Annotated in this window: 10 protein-coding genes; 7 read left to right on the forward strand and 3 right to left on the reverse strand. The window is 62.1% G+C overall.

Annotated features, from left to right (window positions below; translation table 11 throughout):
- Positions 1-48: 48 nt before the first annotated feature.
- The gene (locus JFU58_RS05995) at positions 49-1,374 is read right to left on the reverse strand and encodes an APC family permease (protein WP_201140063.1); all 1,326 of its coding nucleotides are present in this window, start codon (positions 1,372-1,374) and stop codon (positions 49-51) included.
- A 248-nt stretch (positions 1,375-1,622) separates the two neighbouring features.
- On the reverse strand, positions 1,623-2,444 hold the full coding sequence (locus tag JFU58_RS06000) for a carbon-nitrogen hydrolase family protein (RefSeq protein ID WP_063027380.1): 822 nt from the start codon (positions 2,442-2,444) through the stop codon (positions 1,623-1,625).
- A gap of 93 nt (positions 2,445-2,537) precedes the next feature.
- Between JFU58_RS06000 and JFU58_RS06005 the strand changes: the two genes are divergently transcribed.
- From JFU58_RS06005 to JFU58_RS06025, 5 genes are all read left to right on the forward strand, one after another.
- A complete protein-coding gene (locus JFU58_RS06005) occupies positions 2,538-3,302 on the forward strand; it encodes a helix-turn-helix transcriptional regulator (RefSeq protein ID WP_063027378.1) in 765 nt (254 codons plus the stop codon).
- Positions 3,303-3,341: 39 nt separating this feature from the next.
- Positions 3,342-4,961: an FMN-binding glutamate synthase family protein gene (locus JFU58_RS06010; protein WP_063027376.1), complete on the forward strand. Its 1,620-nt coding sequence runs from the start codon at positions 3,342-3,344 to the stop codon at positions 4,959-4,961.
- A 21-nt stretch (positions 4,962-4,982) separates the two neighbouring features.
- Positions 4,983-5,267: a putative quinol monooxygenase gene (locus JFU58_RS06015; protein ID WP_063027374.1), complete on the forward strand. Its 285-nt coding sequence runs from the start codon at positions 4,983-4,985 to the stop codon at positions 5,265-5,267.
- Between the two features lie 62 nt (positions 5,268-5,329).
- Positions 5,330-5,626, forward strand: a complete 297-nt coding sequence (locus tag JFU58_RS06020; protein WP_093205466.1) for a cupin domain-containing protein — start codon at positions 5,330-5,332, stop codon at positions 5,624-5,626.
- Positions 5,627-5,770: 144 nt separating this feature from the next.
- The gene (locus JFU58_RS06025) at positions 5,771-6,895 is read left to right on the forward strand and encodes an OpgC family protein (protein ID WP_201140064.1); all 1,125 of its coding nucleotides are present in this window, start codon (positions 5,771-5,773) and stop codon (positions 6,893-6,895) included.
- Positions 6,896-6,940: 45 nt separating this feature from the next.
- On the opposite strand, the gene JFU58_RS06030 is transcribed toward JFU58_RS06025, so the two are convergent.
- Positions 6,941-8,353 carry an amino acid permease gene (locus JFU58_RS06030; RefSeq protein ID WP_063027368.1) on the reverse strand — a complete coding sequence of 471 codons (1,413 nt, stop codon included), beginning with the start codon at positions 8,351-8,353 and terminating at the stop codon, positions 6,941-6,943.
- Positions 8,354-8,979: 626 nt separating this feature from the next.
- Between JFU58_RS06030 and JFU58_RS06035 the strand changes: the two genes are divergently transcribed.
- Both JFU58_RS06035 and JFU58_RS06040 read left to right on the forward strand, forming a co-directional pair.
- Positions 8,980-12,072 (forward strand): transglycosylase domain-containing protein, encoded by a 3,093-nt coding sequence (locus JFU58_RS06035; protein ID WP_201140066.1) that lies wholly within the window; start codon positions 8,980-8,982, stop codon positions 12,070-12,072.
- Positions 12,073-12,207: 135 nt separating this feature from the next.
- The gene (locus JFU58_RS06040) at positions 12,208-17,313 is read left to right on the forward strand and encodes an NEL-type E3 ubiquitin ligase domain-containing protein (protein ID WP_201140067.1); all 5,106 of its coding nucleotides are present in this window, start codon (positions 12,208-12,210) and stop codon (positions 17,311-17,313) included.
- Positions 17,314-17,322 lie beyond the last annotated feature (9 nt).

A 17,322-nucleotide genomic window follows, 5' to 3' on the forward strand; every position in this document is an offset into this window, starting at 1 on the left:
GATGCGCCCAAACGAGAACCGATTGCAATAAGAATAGACCCCGAGCTTCTATGCGGCTTCCTGAAAGTCCATTTCCGGCGGCTGTTGCGAGAAGCCCCGCGTCAGGAAACCCAGGTACACCAGGCCAATCGCCAACCAGCTCAGGCCCAGGTAGATCGCCAGGTGATCGAGGCTGACCATCAACCACAAATCCGCCACCAGGCCGATGGTCGGGAACACCAGGAACAACACCAGCTCCCGCAACCCGCGCTGCTTCGCGCCGATCCAGTAGTGAAAGATCACCGACAGGTTCACCAGGCTGAAAGCCAGGAACGCGCCGAAGTTGATGAACGAGGTCGAGGTGGTCACGTCCAGTCTCAACGCCAGTAACGCAACCACCGCGCACAGCAGGATGCTGTTGACCGGCGTGCCGAAGCGCGCATGCAAGGTGCCGAAGAACGACTTGGGCAGAACACCGTCGCGACCCATCGCAAACAGCAACCGCGAACCACTGGCCTGGGCCGACAAACCTGAAGCGAACTGGCCGACGATCAGGCCGATCAGGAAGATCGACACGAACAGGTCGCCGCCAATGTTGCGGGCAATCTCGTAGGCTGCGGAGTCCACGTCGGTAAATTCGAACGATGGGTGAGCGATCTGCACGAAGTACGACACCCCAACAAAGATCAGCCCGCCGATCAGGGTGATCAGCATGATCGCCCGGGGAATGGTGCGGCGAGGGTCGCGGGTTTCTTCGGTCAGGGTGCTGACCGCGTCAAAGCCCAGGAACGAATAGCAGGCGATCGCTGCGCCGCTCATGATCAACGGCATTTGCATCTGGCCATTGAAGAACGGGGTGATGGTCCACAGCGGCTTGCTCGCATCACCGCCGATGTAGTGGATGCACAGCGCGACGAAGGCGATCAGCACCAGGAACTGCACCAGCATCAGCAAGGCGTTGATGCCGTTGGCGAGTTTCAGGCCGATGATGTTGATCACGCTGGTGACACCGATAAACGCCAGTACCCAAACCCATTGGGGCACTGCCGGAAAGGCCGAATGCAGGTAGGCCGCGCCGATCAGCCAGATGGCCATGGGCAGGAACAGGTAGTCGAGCAACACCGCCCAACCGGCGATAAACCCGAGCTTGGGGCTGATGGCCTTGCGCACATAGCTGTAGGCGGAACCGGCCACCGGGAACGCCGAGGCCATGCGGCCGTAGCTCATGGCGGTGAAGAACATCGCCACCAGCGCGGCCAGGTAAGCGGCCGGGACCATCCCGGCGGTGGATTGCGCCAGGATGCCGAAGGTACCCAAGACAATGATCGGTGTCATATAGGCGATGCCAAACAGCACCACCGACCCTAGCGACAGGGTGCGTTGCAAACGAGCCATGAGCGATTCTCCGCGCAATTATTAGAGTTATGGCAGAACTGAAGTCGGTGCAGCGAAAGCTATTTTTATGGGTGGGAACAGTATTTCTGGTTGTAATGAAGCGAGTTCCCTGTGGGAGCTGTCGAGCTTCAGCGAGGCTGCGATGACGTCAGCACAGTCACTATTGATAGCGTTTGACCCACCGCTATCGCAGCCTCGCTGGGGCTCGACAGCTCCCACATTGGATCTCCTGTGGTAGGGAATCGGGGTCAGGGTTTGGGGATCAGCAACTCCCGCGTTCCGTCCTTGCGCTCAATCACCTCCCCCGGCAATTTCAAGCGCTGGTCATCCAGGTAGCGATAATCCTGTCGTGCCGCCGCCAGTTGCCCCAGGTCCAGTTCAACCCTGAATTGCCCTTCCTCGCGCCCGGCTTCGAACAGCAAGCTGCCAAACGGGTCCACCAGCGCACTGCCACCGGCAAACATCAGGCCGTCGTCGCCCTCTTCCACCCGGTTGACCATCAGTGCAAACGCCTGGTTTTCCTGGGCGCGGGCCATGATCGCGGTGCGGTGGGTGGGGCCGTACGGGTCCATGTTGCCGTTGGTGACGATCAACACTTCAGCCCCCAACTGCGCCAGGGCGCGGGCGGTTTCCGGGAATTCGATGTCGTAGCAAATCAGCAGGCCCACGCGCACGCCGTTCCACTCGCAGGTGGCGTAGCGGTCGCCGGGAGTGAACACGCCGCGGTCCGAGGCCCACAGGTGGGTCTTGCGATAGCGCAGGGCGATGCCGTCCGGGGTGATCATCAAGGTGGTGTTGTAGAACTGGCCTGCGTCGTTCTCGGCCATGCCGATGACAACGGCAATATTGCGCGTGCGCGCCGCCTGGATAATCGCCTGGACGGTCGGGCCCTCCACCGGCTCGGCCACCTCGGCCACAGTGCCGGCGGTCGGGAAGCCCATCAGGTGGGTTTCCGGGAATACGACCAATTGGGTATCCGCCGCACACGCAGCAATCGCCGCCAAAGCGCGCTCAAGGTTGTAAGCTGTGCCGTTATCGCGGCCTGCCAGCTGGGCAAATTCGACCTTCATGGTTATTCCTTGTTCTTTATCTGTGGCGCAGTATGCGCAGCCGCGAACACTCGGGAAATCACGCAGCCGGGTTAACCCTATGGGGGTAGATGCATGACATTGTCGCTGGAAGACATCGCCTGGCACCGTTCGGTGGGGCAGATGATAGACGCCCTGGACCAGCCGAATTTCTGGACGCAGCTGGTCCGGTTGCTGGACCAATATGTGCCGTTCGACAGTTGGGTGGTGTTGCTGTTCGGCAGCGAGCACAAGCCCCTGGTGTTCGCCGAATGCCCAGGCCAGGACGGTGAGCCGGACCATCTGTTCCAGGATTACCTCAACGGCTTGTACCTGCTCGACCCCTTCTACATCGCCAGCCGCGAACACTCGCGTACCGGGCTGTTTCGCCTGGCCGAAGTGGCCCCGGAGCATTTCGAGCTGACCGAGTACTACCAGCGCTACTTCCGGCTGAACGTGGTGGCCGATGAAATCCAGTTCAACTGCCAGCAACCGGACGGGCGAACCTTATGCCTGTCCCTGGGCTCCAAACAGCGCTTTGACCCGCAGCAGATTGCCCTGCTGTCGCTGATTCAGCCCTGGGTGCTGGGTTTGCTGCGCCAACGCCTGCCCCATGAACTCAACCAGGTGAGCGCCCCGGAGCCGCCGATCCACAACGATGGCTGGGGCGCGCAACTCACCGCGCGGGAGCTGGATGTGGGCCGTTTGATGCTCAGTGGTTGCTCCAGCAAGGAAATCGCTCGTAAGCTGGAAATCTCTGTTGAAACCGTGAAAGTCCATAAGAAACACATGTACAGCAAGCTGGGGATCAAATCCCAGTCGGAGCTGTTCTCGATTTTTCTGCAGGCGCAAAACGCCTGAAAATCGTATTACTGATGAGTGGAACCTAAGGAAAACCGTATGAGCCTGTCGTTACTAAGCCGTTACGCGTTCTTTGCCGCCTGCGTCATTTTCACCCTCGCCAGCATGCCGTTTATCGAACACGAATGGGTGTGGCCGATCGCGACGGTCACCGGCATCCTCAGCCTGATCGGCATTTTCGACCTGCTGCAAAGCCCCCACGCGGTGCGCCGCAACTACCCGATCCTGGGCAATATCCGTTACCTGGTGGAAGGCATCCGTCCGGAAATCCGCCAATACCTGCTGGAATCCGACAGCGACGCCCTGCCCTTTTCCCGGGCCCAGCGCTCGCTGGTCTATTCCCGCGCCAAGAACGAAAGCGCCGACAAACCCTTCGGTACGCTGATCGACGTGTATCAGTCCGGCTTTGAATTTATCGGCCACTCCATGCGCCCCGCGCCGTTGAGCGACCCCAGCGCGTTTCGCGTGATGGTCGGTGGCCCGCAGTGCAAGCAGCCGTACTCGGCCTCGGTGTTCAACATCTCGGCCATGAGTTTCGGCTCGTTGAGCGCCAACGCGATTCGCGCCCTCAACCAGGGTGCCAAGCTCGGCAACTTCGCCCACGACACCGGTGAAGGCAGTATCAGCCCCTATCACCGGGAAAACGGCGGCGACCTGACCTGGGAACTGGGCAGCGGCTACTTCGGTTGCCGCACCAGCGCCGGCCTTTTCGACCCGGAACGTTTCGCCGTGCAGGCGCAGAACCCGCAAGTGCGGATGATCGAAATCAAGATGAGCCAAGGCGCCAAACCGGGCCACGGCGGGATCCTGCCCAAGCACAAGGTGACCAAGGAAATCGCCGAGACCCGCGGCATCATGATGGGTGAAGACTGCATCTCGCCGTCGCGCCACAGTGCGTTTTCCACCCCCATCGAAATGATGCATTTCATCGCCCAGTTGCGTGAACTGTCGGGCGGTAAACCGGTGGGCTTCAAGTTCTGCCTGGGCCACCCGTGGGAATTCATGGGCATCGCCAAGGCCATGCTGGAAACCGGCATCCTCCCGGACTTCATCGTGGTGGACGGCAAGGAAGGCGGCACCGGCGCCGCGCCGGTGGAGTTCACCGACCACATTGGCGTGCCGCTGCGTGAAGGCTTGTTGTTCGTGCACAACACCCTGGTGGGCTTGAACCTGCGGGACAAAATCAAGCTCGGCGCCAGCGGCAAGATCGTCAGCGCGTTCGACATCGCCAGCGTCCTGGCCATCGGCGCCGACTGGGCCAACTCGGCGCGGGGTTTCATGTTCGCCATTGGTTGCATCCAGTCGCAAAGCTGCCACACCAACAAATGCCCCACCGGCGTGGCCACTCAAGACCCACTGCGCCAACGGGCACTGGTGGTGCCGGACAAGGCCCAACGCGTGTTCAACTTCCACCGCAACACCCTGAAGGCCCTGGCCGAAATGCTCGCCGCCGCCGGTCTCGATCACCCATCGCAGCTATCGGCCAAGCATTTGGTGCGACGTATGTCGGCCACCGAGATCAAGTTGTTCTCACAGTTGCATGTGTTCCTCAAGCCAGGTGAATTGCTCACCGGCGAAGTGAACGGCGAGTTTTACTCGCGCATGTGGCAGATGGCGCGGGCCGATAGTTTTGAGCCGAATGAAATCGCCGCAGCCTGATCTTTTTAACGGAGCGATACGATGCTGAAAGTGATTGCCGAAGACTTCATCAAACCCGAACACCTCGACACCGTGCGCCCGTGGTACGCCGAACTGGTAGAGAAAACCCGCCAGGAACCGCTGTGCATCGCCTACGATCTGTTCGTCGACCAGAAAGACCCCGGGCACTTTATCTTTGTCGAGCAATGGCCCGACCAGGCCGCGCTGGATGCGCACTGCCAGACGGAGCACTTCACCCGCCTGGTGCCGCAGATCAACCAATACGAAGCCAAACCCTGCCGGGTTTTGCTGATGGACGCGTTCTAAGCCATCCCTTTTGCGCCTGAACCGGACCACCGAACGGCATCGTTGAAACAAGGAGCTTCACCATGCCGTTACTGGACTTCACCGCCATCGCCGCACAACTTCCGGACACCTGGAAATCCACCCGCCTGGGCCACGTCGGCCCGGCGCGGATCAAGGTGCTGCGCATGGACGCACAGGCCTATGAAGAAGAAACCCACGACTACAACGAAGGGCTGTTGGTGATCGACGGCCTTTTGCGCCTGTCCATCGGCGAGCAGGCCATCGACGTCGTCGCCGGTCAGATGTACCTGGTGGAAGCCGGCATCGCCCATGCGGTACTTGCCGGTAGCCACGGCACGCTGGTGATCATCGACGTTTAAACGAAGCGATGAGACATTCAGCAAAAAACTCAGCTTTGCAATTGCTTACAAATACCGCCAACCTGCGCCCCGCCCGACGTACGGCTCGACAAAAGCCGTCGTCCGCTTGTCACTACTAAACCCTTTGTTCAAGAGCCCGCTGCCATGCTGAACGGACGCGACCCGCGCATCGATTTTTTTCGGGGCCTGGCGTTGATTTTCATTTTCTGGGATCACGTGCCCCACAACCCTCTGGGCCAGATCACCCTGCGCAACGTCGGTTTCAGCGACGCGGCGGAAGTCTTCGTGTTTTTGGCCGGTTATGCGGCGGTGCTGGCCTACGGCAAGATCCTGCAGCGCGACGGTTACTTGATCACCTGCGTAAAGATTTGGCGACGCACCTGGGTGCTGTACGTGGTGCATATCTTCTTGCTGGCGATGCTGATGGGCATCGTGTTCTTCGCCAACAGCCATGTGGAAACCCGTGACCTCGTTGAGGAGATGGGCCTGACGCACTTCGTCACCCATCCCCAGCAAGCGTTGGTGGATGAGTTGCTATTGCGCTTCAAGCCCAACCTGATGGACCCGCTGCCGCTGTACATCGTGCTGCTGGGTTGCTTGCCGCTGGTGCTGCCGTTGCTGTTGCGCAAGACCTGGGCGGTGGTGGCTGTTTCGCTGGCGGTGTACCTGCTGGCACCACACCTGGGCTGGAACCTGTCGGCGATTGCCGACGGCGTGTGGTACTTCAATCCGGTGACCTGGCAGTTGCTGTTTGTGCTGGGCGGTGCGACGGCGATTCATGCGCAGCAGCCACGCCCCGCAGAAACCCGTGGGCTCTTGCGTCAGCCGCTGTTCGTGGCTGCGGCGGTGTACGCGCTGGTCGCGGGGGTTCTCACGCTCTCGTGGCGCTGGCCTGAAATCCACGATGCGCTGATGCCATCGGCACTCAGCGACCTGCTGTACCCCATCAGCAAGACCGACCTGTCGCCGGTGCGTCTGCTGCACTTCCTGGCCCTGGCCTATGTCACCGCCAAACTGTTGCCCGGCCGCGCCTGGACGCAAAACTGGCTGGCACAACAAACCTGCCGCATGGGGCGTTACTCCCTGGAAGTGTTCTGCCTGGGGGTGTTGCTGGCGCCCCTGGCGGACATGATCAATGCGATCACCGGCGATGCCTTCGCCATGCAAATCTTCACCGCACTGGTAGGCGCAGGGCTGATGGCGTTGCTGGGGGCCTGGCTGGATTTGAACAAGCGGCTCACCCAACCGGCACGCATCGCCACCGCCTGAAAAACAAAAAGCCCCGAAAGGGGCTTTTTGTTGAGCGCGGAACAATCAGCTTGCGGCGCGCGCCGCAGCTTGGGTGGGCTGCAACTTGAACACGTAGAACAACACCGTCAGCACCACCAGGAACGCCGGGCCAACATACAGCGCCACGCGGGTATCCGGGAAGTACGCCATCAACCCCACCACCAACACCAGGAACGCAAGCGCCAGATAGGAGCTGACCGGGTACAGCCACATACGGTATTTGAGGCCGTCACGTTCGGCCTGGGTCAGGCTCTTGCGGAACTTGAGCTGGGCCAGGAGGATCATCAGCCAGGTCCAGATCGCACCAAAGGTGGCGATGGAGGTGACCCACACGAAGACTTTTTCCGGGACCATGTAGTTGAGCAACACGCCCAGCAACAAGACGAAGATCGACAGCAGCAGCGCCTTGCGCGGCACGCCGTTGCTTGACGTAGTACCGAACGTGGCCGGGGCCTGGCCATTCTGCGCCAGGCTGTAGAGCATGCGCCCGGTGCTGAAGATACCGCCGTTGCACGACGACAGCGCCGCAGTGATCACCACGAAGTTGATGATGCCGGCGGCAGTCTTGATACCGAGGCGCTCAAAGGTCATCACGAACGGGCTGCCCTGGGTGCCGATTTCGTTCCACGGGTAGATCGACAGGATCACGAACAACGCACCGACGTAGAACAGCAGGATGCGCCAGAACACCGAGCCGATGGCACTCGGTATGGTCTTCTGCGGGTTCTTCGCTTCACCGGCGGTGAGGCCGATCATCTCCACGCCCAGGTAGGCGAACATCACCATTTGCAGGGACATCAACACGCCCTGTACGCCGTTGGGCATAAAGCCTCCGTGGGTCCACAGGTTGGAAATCCCCAGGGCCACGCCATCGTTGCCGAAGCCGAATGCGATGATGCCAACGCCGCCGATCACCATGGCAATGATGGTGACGATCTTGATCAGCGCGAACCAGAACTCGAACTCACCGAACGCCTTGACTGCGATCAGGTTGATGGTGCCCATGCTGACCAGCGCGCCGAGGGCCCAGATCCAGCGTGGCACATCGGGGAACCACACGCCCATGTAGACGGCGACGGCGGTGATTTCCGCGACACAGGTCACCAGCCACAGGAACCAGTAGTTCCAGCCCGTGAGAAAGCCCGCCAGCGGGCCGAGGTAATCCTGGGCGTAGCGGCTGAAGGAGCCGGCCACCGGGTTGTGCACGGCCATCTCACCGAGGGCGCGCATGATCACCAGGATCGCCAGACCGCCGATGATGTAAGACAGCATGATTGCCGGGCCGGCCATTTCAATGGCCTTGGCCGAACCGAGGAACAGGCCGACACCAATACAGGCGCCGAGGGCCATCAGGCGAATATGCCGTTCGCCAAGTTCGCGTTTCAGCGGACCGCCCTGAGCGGTCTCGCCTTGGGGCAGGTGATTGCCAGCGGGCATAGGGATACAACCTCGTCTTGTTATTGGATATGAGCCACCGAGTCCGGAGCGTCATGGCGGGTGTGCCATGGCGTACCGTTTCCGGTTCACCTTTTGGGTAAAACGGTCTGTCCAAGCCAGATCAGCGGGGGTGCAGTATAAAAAGCTAAACCCAGGGGTTTTCACTCTATAAACGGCAAGATTCAGCGGGAACTCTCGGTAAACACGCCTTTTGCGGAGGAGCATTACCTGGCCAGCGTAGGAACCTTCGCCAACAAACGGCCGCGAGTATTGCACGGTAATGGTGCAGCGTCATGCCCCGACCTTTGGCGGATTTACCGGTGGGGGAGGCTCTAGAACGGCACTTCCTGACGACCAAGCGCCATTGTGGCGAGGGAGCTTGCTCCCGCTGGGCTGCGCAGCAGACCCAAAATCTGAGCATGCGTTTTTTCAGTTAGACCGGGGCCGGTTCTTTGGGAGTGTTTCGCACTCCAGCGGGAGCAAGCTCCCTCACCACAGCAAGCTCCCTCACCACAGAAAGCCCCTTCACCACAAACAACATCCCCCTCACAAATTCCTCCCACTCGCCCACCACCGTCTAAGCTTCAACCAAGTCCGATCAATCTGCGTAAATGGATCAATCGACTATGGGCGCTTTATGGCAAAACGCTTCGACCAAGGCTGCGGTCTCCACCGATAGCCCGGATGAACAGCCATTGCCACAAAGCCCTCCCCCCCGCCGACGGTTGTGGTGGCGGCTGTTCTGGCTGGTACTGTTGATTGCGTTGATCGCCCTGGCTTTTGCCGCTCTGCGGGAAATGCGCACTTCAAGGTTGCAGGCCAAAACCTTCACCGACATCGCCTCAACCCTCACCTACCAAATGCATTCGGGCCCAAGCGATGCGCGGGTTTACCCAGGTGCCGGGCCCTTTGATAAGCGCTTGGGCTACAGCGCCCTTGGCGAGTTCCTGCCGCGCTTGATCAAGCGTGACTACCTGATCCAGGCTCAAGCGCGCTTCTCCCCCGACCTGATGGCCTACGCCCAGCGCGGCCTGTTCGTGCCCTACCCGGAAAAGATGCAGGCCGGCCTGACTATCACCGATTGCCGGGCCGCCCCCCTGTATCAGTTCACGTATCCACAGCAGTTGTACCCAAGCTTTGCGGCGATCCCGCCGGTGGTGGTCAGCAGCCTGCTGTTTATCGAAGACCGCGACCTGCTCGACCCGAAAAACCCTCAACTCAACCCGGCCGTGGATTGGCCGCGTTTCGCCAAGGCCGCCTGGTCCCAGGTGGCCAAGCTCTTGCACCTGCCCGGCCAGACAGCAGGCGGCAGTACCCTGGCGACGCAACTGGAAAAATACCGCCACTCGCCCGACGGCCTGACCCTGTCCGGCGGCGAAAAAATTCGCCAGATGATTTCCGCCAGCGTGCGCGCGTACCAGGACGGCCCGCAAACCCTCCCCGCCCGCCAGGGCATCGTGCGCGACTACCTCAACAGCGTGCCCCTGTCGGCGGTGCCCGGCCACGGCGAAGTGCACGGCATGGCCGAAGGTTTGCGCGTGTGGTACGGCGCTGACTTCAACCAGACCAACGCCCTGCTCAACAGCCGCGACCCCAAACAACTGTCGCAAAAAGGCTTGGCGTTGCGCGAGGTGCTGTCACTGATGATCGCCCAGCGCCGCCCGTCTCACTATTTGTCCAAGGGTCACAAGGAGCTGGCGGACCTCACCGACAGCCACATCCGCCTGCTCGCACAGAACAACGTGATCGACCCGGCCCTGGCCAACGCCGCCCTCGCCAGCAAAGTCACCTACCGTGACTGGCAACAGCAACCGACGATCCAGCCGATCGAAACCAACAAGGGTATTACCGTCGCCCGCACTCGCCTGGCCGCCCTGCTCAACCAGCCGCTGTATGACCTCGACCGCCTCGACCTGTCTGCCACCAGCACCTTGCAGTCGGACCTGCAAGCCCAGGCCAGCGCCTACCTCAAGCACCTCGCCGACCCTACCTTCGCCGCGCAGATCGGCCTGCTCGGCCCGACGTTGCTGACGCCCGCCAGCACCGCCCAGGTGCGCTACAGTTTCAACCTCTACGAGATGACCCCCGACGGCGCGCGGGTGCGGGTGCAGACCGACAGCACCGACCAACCGTTCGACATCAACGAAGGCAGCAAGCTGGAACTGGGCTCCACCGCCAAGCTGCGGGTGATGACCACCTACCTGCAAATCGTCAGCGAGTTGCACGACAAATACGGCGCGATGCCCGCTGCCCAGTTGCGCAAGATTCCGGTGGACGACCAGGACCGCATCACCCGCTGGGCCCTCGATTACCTGATCCAGAACAGCGATCGCAACCTGCCGGCCATGCTCGACGCCGCCCTCAATCGCCAATACTCGGCCAACACCAGCGAAGGCTTTTTCACCGGCGGCGGCATGCACCACTTCCACAACTTCCGCAGCCAGGACAACGGCCGCACCCCCACATTGATCGAAGCCCTGCGCGAGTCCATCAACCTTCCGTTCATTCGCCTGATGCGTGACCTGGTGCGCTACACCACCTACCAGGGCCCGAACAACAGCGCCGAGTTGCTCAAGGACGACAACGACCCGCGCCGCCAGGAATACCTGGCCCAGTTTGCTGATCGCGAGGGCACTACGTTCCTGCTCAAGTTCTGGAAAAAGTACCGCAACAAAGATACCCAGGCGCGCCTCGATACCTTTCTCGATGGCATGCATCCCACCGCCATTCGCCTGGCCGCCGTGCACCGCTACCTGCTGCCCAATGCCAGCCAGGCGAGCTTCAACAGCTTTGTCCGCTCCCATTTGAGCAGCGTGAAAAGCCCTGAGAAACTCACCGACGAGCGCCTCGACAAGCTCTACCAGAACTATGGCCCCGGCGCCTATGACCTGCCCGACCAAGGCTATATCGCCAAGGTTCACCCCCTGGACCTGTGGTTGATGGGCTACCTGTTGCAACACCCCGACGCCACCTTTACCCAGGCCACCGCCGCCAGTGAACATGAACGCCAGGAGGTTTACAGCTGGCTGTTCAAGAGCCGCCACAAGAGTGCCCGCGACAGCCGCATCCGCACCATGCTGGAGATCGAGGCGTTCCTCGATATTCACCAGCGCTGGCAAAAAGTCGGCTACCCCTTCGACCACCTGGTGCCGTCGCTCGCCACGGCCATCGGCAGCTCCGGCGACCGCCCGGCAGCGCTGGCAGAGCTGGTGGGGATCATCCTCAACGACGGGGTGCGCCAGCCCACTCTGCGTATCGACAGCCTGCGCTTTGCCGCCGACACCCCGTACGAAACCCGGCTGGTCAATGACCCCAATCGCGGCAAGCGCGTGCTGCCTTCCGAGGTGGCCGCGGCGCTCAAGGGCGCGCTGTCCCAGGTGGTGGACGCGGGCACCGCACGGCGCGTGTCCGGCAGTTTCAAACTGGCGGACGGTACGCCGCTGGCCATGGGCGGCAAGACCGGTACCGGGGACAACCGGATCGAAGCCATCGGCGCCGGTGGGCGGATTCTCAGCTCCAAGGCGATCAACCGCACGGCGACCTTCGTGTTCTACATCGGCGAGCATCATTTCGGCACGCTGACCGCCTTCGTCCCCGGTGCTTCGGCCCAGGGTTTCAAGTTCACTTCGGCGTTGCCGGTACAAGTACTCAAGGGCATGGCGCCGATTCTTACACCCTATTTGCAACCGGGCGACAACAGCTTATGCAGCGCGCGCTGAAGGGCCTATCCCTGCGCTTTTCACTTGCGAATTACTGAGGGATCCGCCGCAGTTTCCACCCACTATTCAAACTTATCCGCAGCCGTGCCGGTGCATAGACTCAAGCCTTCTTTTTGAGCTCTACAGGTTGCCCCCATGGCCGACATACCCGACCAGTCCCTGCACCACGCGTTTATCGAAAACGCCCTGCCGCACTGGCTGAAAACCACCTCGCCACATCGCCTGCGCGCACTCAACGACGTCGCTCACCAAGGCATCCGCCACTATCCCCATGCCAGCGCCAGACAGCACCAGGCGCTCAAGCCCGCCATTGCCGAACACTGGCAGCAACAGACGGCGATGGACCAACGATTCCAGGCACTAACCAACGTGTACGCCTTCGCCGAACCGTTGCTGAAAAATGCCTTGAAAGCCTATGGCGATATCGACGTCAAAACCACCCACCTGCGGCTGTATGCCAGCACCACGGTTGCCTGGTGGGTGCATGACTTCAAGCGCGGGGAGCAAAGCAAAACCCTGTCGCTGCTGGACGCCGCGCTGGCCAACTTTGCCGCCTCGGACACCTTCGTCGATTACGCCTTCATGTCCGCCGAAGACCCACGCGGGCAGCGCGATGTACTGACGTTGCGCCACACCACCACCGGCGCGGTATTGACCGCTGAACAGTTCAAGCAAATCTGCCGCGCCCTGGACTTGGGCGCCCGCTATCAGAAAAGCCTGCGCCAAGCCCTGGGGTTCTATGACGCGGCGGTGACCCGGGCTGTGCGCCTGCAGATGATTGCCACCCAGAAGACGGCCCTGGGTACGGCCGCGCACCTGGCCCTGATCAACCGGGACATCGACGCCGATGCCCATGGCGCCGTGCTCGGCCTGATCGCCGGCCGCGTCGCACTGCTGGAGGGCCTGCCCCTTGAATGCCATACCCTGAGCCTGATGAGCACGGCATTGACCGGCATCCTGCTGCTGTTTGTGCCGCAGCCCACCCGGCCGGTAGGCAAGGTGCTGGTGTATATCCCCGCAGACCCCGAACACCCCTTGAAGCAATACCCTTCGCCCGCGGCCTTCCTCAGTCATCTCACGGAAAAACTGCGGGACAAGCAGCGCTACCAGACCTTCTTCAGCCAGTTCATCGACCATGCCCGGCGCGGTGAATTCTTTGCCGGGCTCAATACGCGCTTGAGCCGTGTGCGTTGGCATCAAACCCCACACACCGACCCGCGCCCCAGCTGGCGCGACACGCCGATCACCCAGCCGAATCTGCAATTCAGCGTGCAGGCCATCGGTGACGATCACGTCAATCGCTCAACGCTCGCCGCCGAAAATGACCTGTGGAATTACCAGTACCGCCTCAAGTTGAACAAGATCGTCAACGATGCCCTGGACATCGCCGTGCCCACCGCCACCGCTGACCGCCACGCGCGCTGGGCCTGGTGGGACAACCTGGAAAAAATCCTCGGGGATATGTTCAACGCAGCGCTGCTGGTGCTGACGCCTTTCGTGCCGCTGCTGGGCGAAGCGATGCTCGCCTACAGCCTGTACCAGATCACCGACGAGGTGTTCGAGGGGATTGTCGATTGGGCCCAGGGGCGTGGAGCCGAGGCGGCAGAGCAAGTGGTCGCGGTGGCCGACAGCGTGATCCAGTTTGCCCTTTTCGGCGCCGCCAGCCAGTTGGGCCATGTCGCACGGCTCAAGCTCAGCCCCTTCGTCGAAGGCTTGCGCCCGGTGGTGCGGCCCGACGGCAGCGCGCGCCTGTGGCACCCGGATATTGCGCCCTATGCTGTGAAAAACCTCGACCAGCCGTCCAGTGTCGACGGCCTGCACACCCATCAGGGCAAGCAGATCCTCGCGCTGCAAGGCGCTCACTTCGAAGTGCAGGCAGACGCTGAAACCGGCGACACGCGTATCGCCCATCCGCAGCGCGCCAACGCCTATCAACCCCAGGTGCGGTTCAACGGCAGTGGCGCCTTCGTGCATGAAGCCGAGCAACCGCGCACCTGGGACAGCACCACACTGATGCGCCGCCTGGGGCCACGAGCCGCATCATTCAGCGACCAGCAGCTGCAGCAGATGCAACGCATCAGCGGTGCCGACGACGGTGTATTGCGCAACCTTTACGTGCAAAACCGGCCGACCCCGCCGCTGCTGGAAGCCACCCTCAATCGCTACGAAGCCCGGCACGCGGCCACGCAGACCGTGCACACCCTGCGTACCGGCGCACCGCTGCCGCTGGATGCAACGTCCGCCTGGTTCGAGCAGACCATCACCGAGCTGCCGGGCTGGCCCCAAACCAAGGCATTGGAAGTGTTCGTGCGCTCGGACAAGACCGGCGACTCCCACAAGTACGCCAACCCGGATGCATCGCCGGCCGACACGCTGCAACTGAGCCTGGCCGAGGTGATGTCCGGCGAGTTGCCGGCGCGGGTGCTGGGGTTTCTCGATGAGCCGTCGATCAAACAACTGCTGGGCGGCGACGTACCGCAAGACCTGCGCGTGCAAACCTTGCGCGATCAACTGGCGGACTCGGTGGCGCGCCAGACAGGTGACATCGCCGACTACATCCACAACGCCCGCCAGCTCAGCGCCGATCCCCATGTGCGTCGGTTGCGCGAGCAGGTCAGCCCGCTGGACCGGCCCCTGGCCGAAACCCTGCTGGCCAGCGCCACCCCGGCCGAACGGCAAACCCTGGACCAACACGTACCACTGCGTTTGCTCAACCAGGCCAGCGAACTGAGCTTCGCCCAGCACAGTGCCCAGGCCTATGCCGGGTTCTTCTCGCTCTGGCCGATCACCGAAGGCACCGAGCGCCTGGTGCTCAACACCCTCAAGCGCCACAGCGATGGCTTTGGCGACCTGCACCTGCAAATCCGTGATCGCCAGGTCAACGGTGCGTTGCGCTGTGAAGCCGGGGCAGCCGATGCCAGCCGGCGCCGGGTGCTGGTGCGCCAGAACCACGTGGGCTACGAACTGTTCGATGAACAGGGCCAACGCCTGCACGGCCCGGATACCCTTTATGAATGCCTGTTGCGTGCATTGTCCGAATCCCAGCAAAGCGAGTTGGGCTACCGGCCCGGCCAGGGCGCCGGGCTCAAGCATTGGCTGATGGCAATTCTCGAACCCCTGGCCGAACGGCGCCGAGTGCTGGCCGAGCCACCGCTGCGCAGTACGGCAGACGTGCAGACCACCACTCTGCTCGGCGGCGCGGCCCTCGGCGGGTTGCGCCGCGCCCAGGAGCATCTGAGCCAGGCCCGCGCCCGGGAGGTGCTGGCCAGTCTGTTCCCGACCCTGGAGGAGGCGCGCCTGCAGCGGTTCCTCAATGAGATCGGCCCAGGGCTGAACAATCAGGTCCTCAATCGCCTGGTCCTGCAGCGGCACAACCTGCACCGGGAGCTGGAGCAATGGAAGCGCCTGCCCGGCCCTCATCCCAAAAACAGCCGCATGGCCCGGGAGGAAAAACTGCGTAAAAATATCATTGCGCACAAACTCTATCGCTGCTGGGAAGACCGCCTCGCCGAGCACCGCGACGATTGGGGCCAGGTGCAGAGCGGCGCGAGCCTGGACCTCAGCGCCCTGGACCTGCCCGGCAGCCTGCCGCTGCTGGGCAATGGTTTCGAGCACGTCACCCAACTGAAGCTCGCCAACTGCATGTTCAACGACAGCCAGTGGCCCTTTCTGCAGGCGTTCCCGTCCCTGCGGGAGCTGGACGTCAGTGCGAATGAACTGACGCGGCTGCCCGAGCCCATCGCCAACATGCGCTACCTGCGTGACCTCCACCTGGGAGAAAACCAGATCACGCTGCTCAACGGCGACGTTGCGCGCCTTAAAAACCTCAAGCACCTGCGCAACCTGAACCTGTACCGAAACCCGCTGACGCAGCCCCCGAACATCTCGAAAATGCCGCACCTGCGCCGCCTGTTCCTGAGCCGCACCCCCATCACCCAATGGCCCACCGGACTGTTTGCCCATCCACGGGAGGAGGGTTTCCTGCTGGACCTGAGCCAAACCCGGATTGATCATGTGCCAGCGCTCATGGCCAACAGCGCCGAGGCCCGGACCGTCGCCCACACCCGCCTGGACCGCAACGCCCTGCTCAACGACCAGCGCCTGCTGTACGAGCAGTACCGCGAAGCCGCCGGCCTGGACCCCAACCGCCACTATGAACCCCGTGGAGAGAGCGGCCCGTGGCTGGAGCGGGTCAAGCAGCCGTTACTGGGCAGGCGCCAGGCACTGTGGCAAGCGGTGGAACGCGAGCACGGCTCCCAGGGTTTGTTCGAGGTGATCAAGGCCCTTGAAGCATCCGACTTCTTCCAGCGCCCCCAGGACATGGATGCCTATTGGGACAATCTTGAAACGTTGCGCGAGCGCGTCTGGCGTTTGCTGGAGGCGGCCCACAACGACACGGCGCTACGTGAAAAGCTGTTCAGGATGGCCAGTTTTCCCGGCCTGTGCGCCGACGGCAGTGCACAGATTTTCAATGACCTGGGCATCGAGGTGTTGGTCAGCGAAGCCCAGCGTTACTCCGCCTCGGCCAGCGAGCGCGAGGCCAAACTGGTGACGCTGGCCAAGGGCAATGCACGGCTCAAGCAATTGAACCGCGTCGCCAGCGAGGACATTGCCAATCGGCTCAAACCGGAAGCCGAAGGCGGCCTCGGCCAATGGCTGCGTTCGCAACGACGGGAAGGCGTGATGGGCAAGGTGGACGACGTGGAGGTCTACCTGAGCTACCAGACCGCCCTGGCCAAGCGCCTCGACCTGCCCTGGCTGTCAGAACATATGCTGTACCGCGACACCGGTGACGTGAAAGCGGCGCAAATCGAACAGGCCTACAGCACCGTGCTGGAACTGGGCGAAGGTGACGGCCTGGTCAACCAGATGCTGCTGGAGCCCTATTGGGAACAGTGCCTGCACGACCACCACCCGAACACCCTTGAGGCCAATGCCCGGCATTTCGACGAGCAATGCGCGCGCCTGGATGAACTGCAGGAAGCCCAGGCCAGGCTGGCCCAGGCCAATGGTTTGCCCGACGAGCAGAAGGAAGCATTGAGGCTCACGCTGAAGGGCCTCGCCGACGCCCTGGGTGTGCCACATCCGCAAGTGCTGACCGGGCAACCCATGACGGACGATAGCTATAACCTGCTGCTCAACGAACTGGGCTACCGCGAAAAACAATGGATGCGCGAGTTGACCCACCAGGCCCTGGAGCGCCACAGCAAACAACGTAACCGCGTCACGCGCCAGGTCTGACCCTATGGG

Source organism: Pseudomonas sp. TH34 (assembly GCF_016650865.1).
GTDB classification, from domain to species: domain Bacteria; phylum Pseudomonadota; class Gammaproteobacteria; order Pseudomonadales; family Pseudomonadaceae; genus Aquipseudomonas; species Aquipseudomonas yamanorum.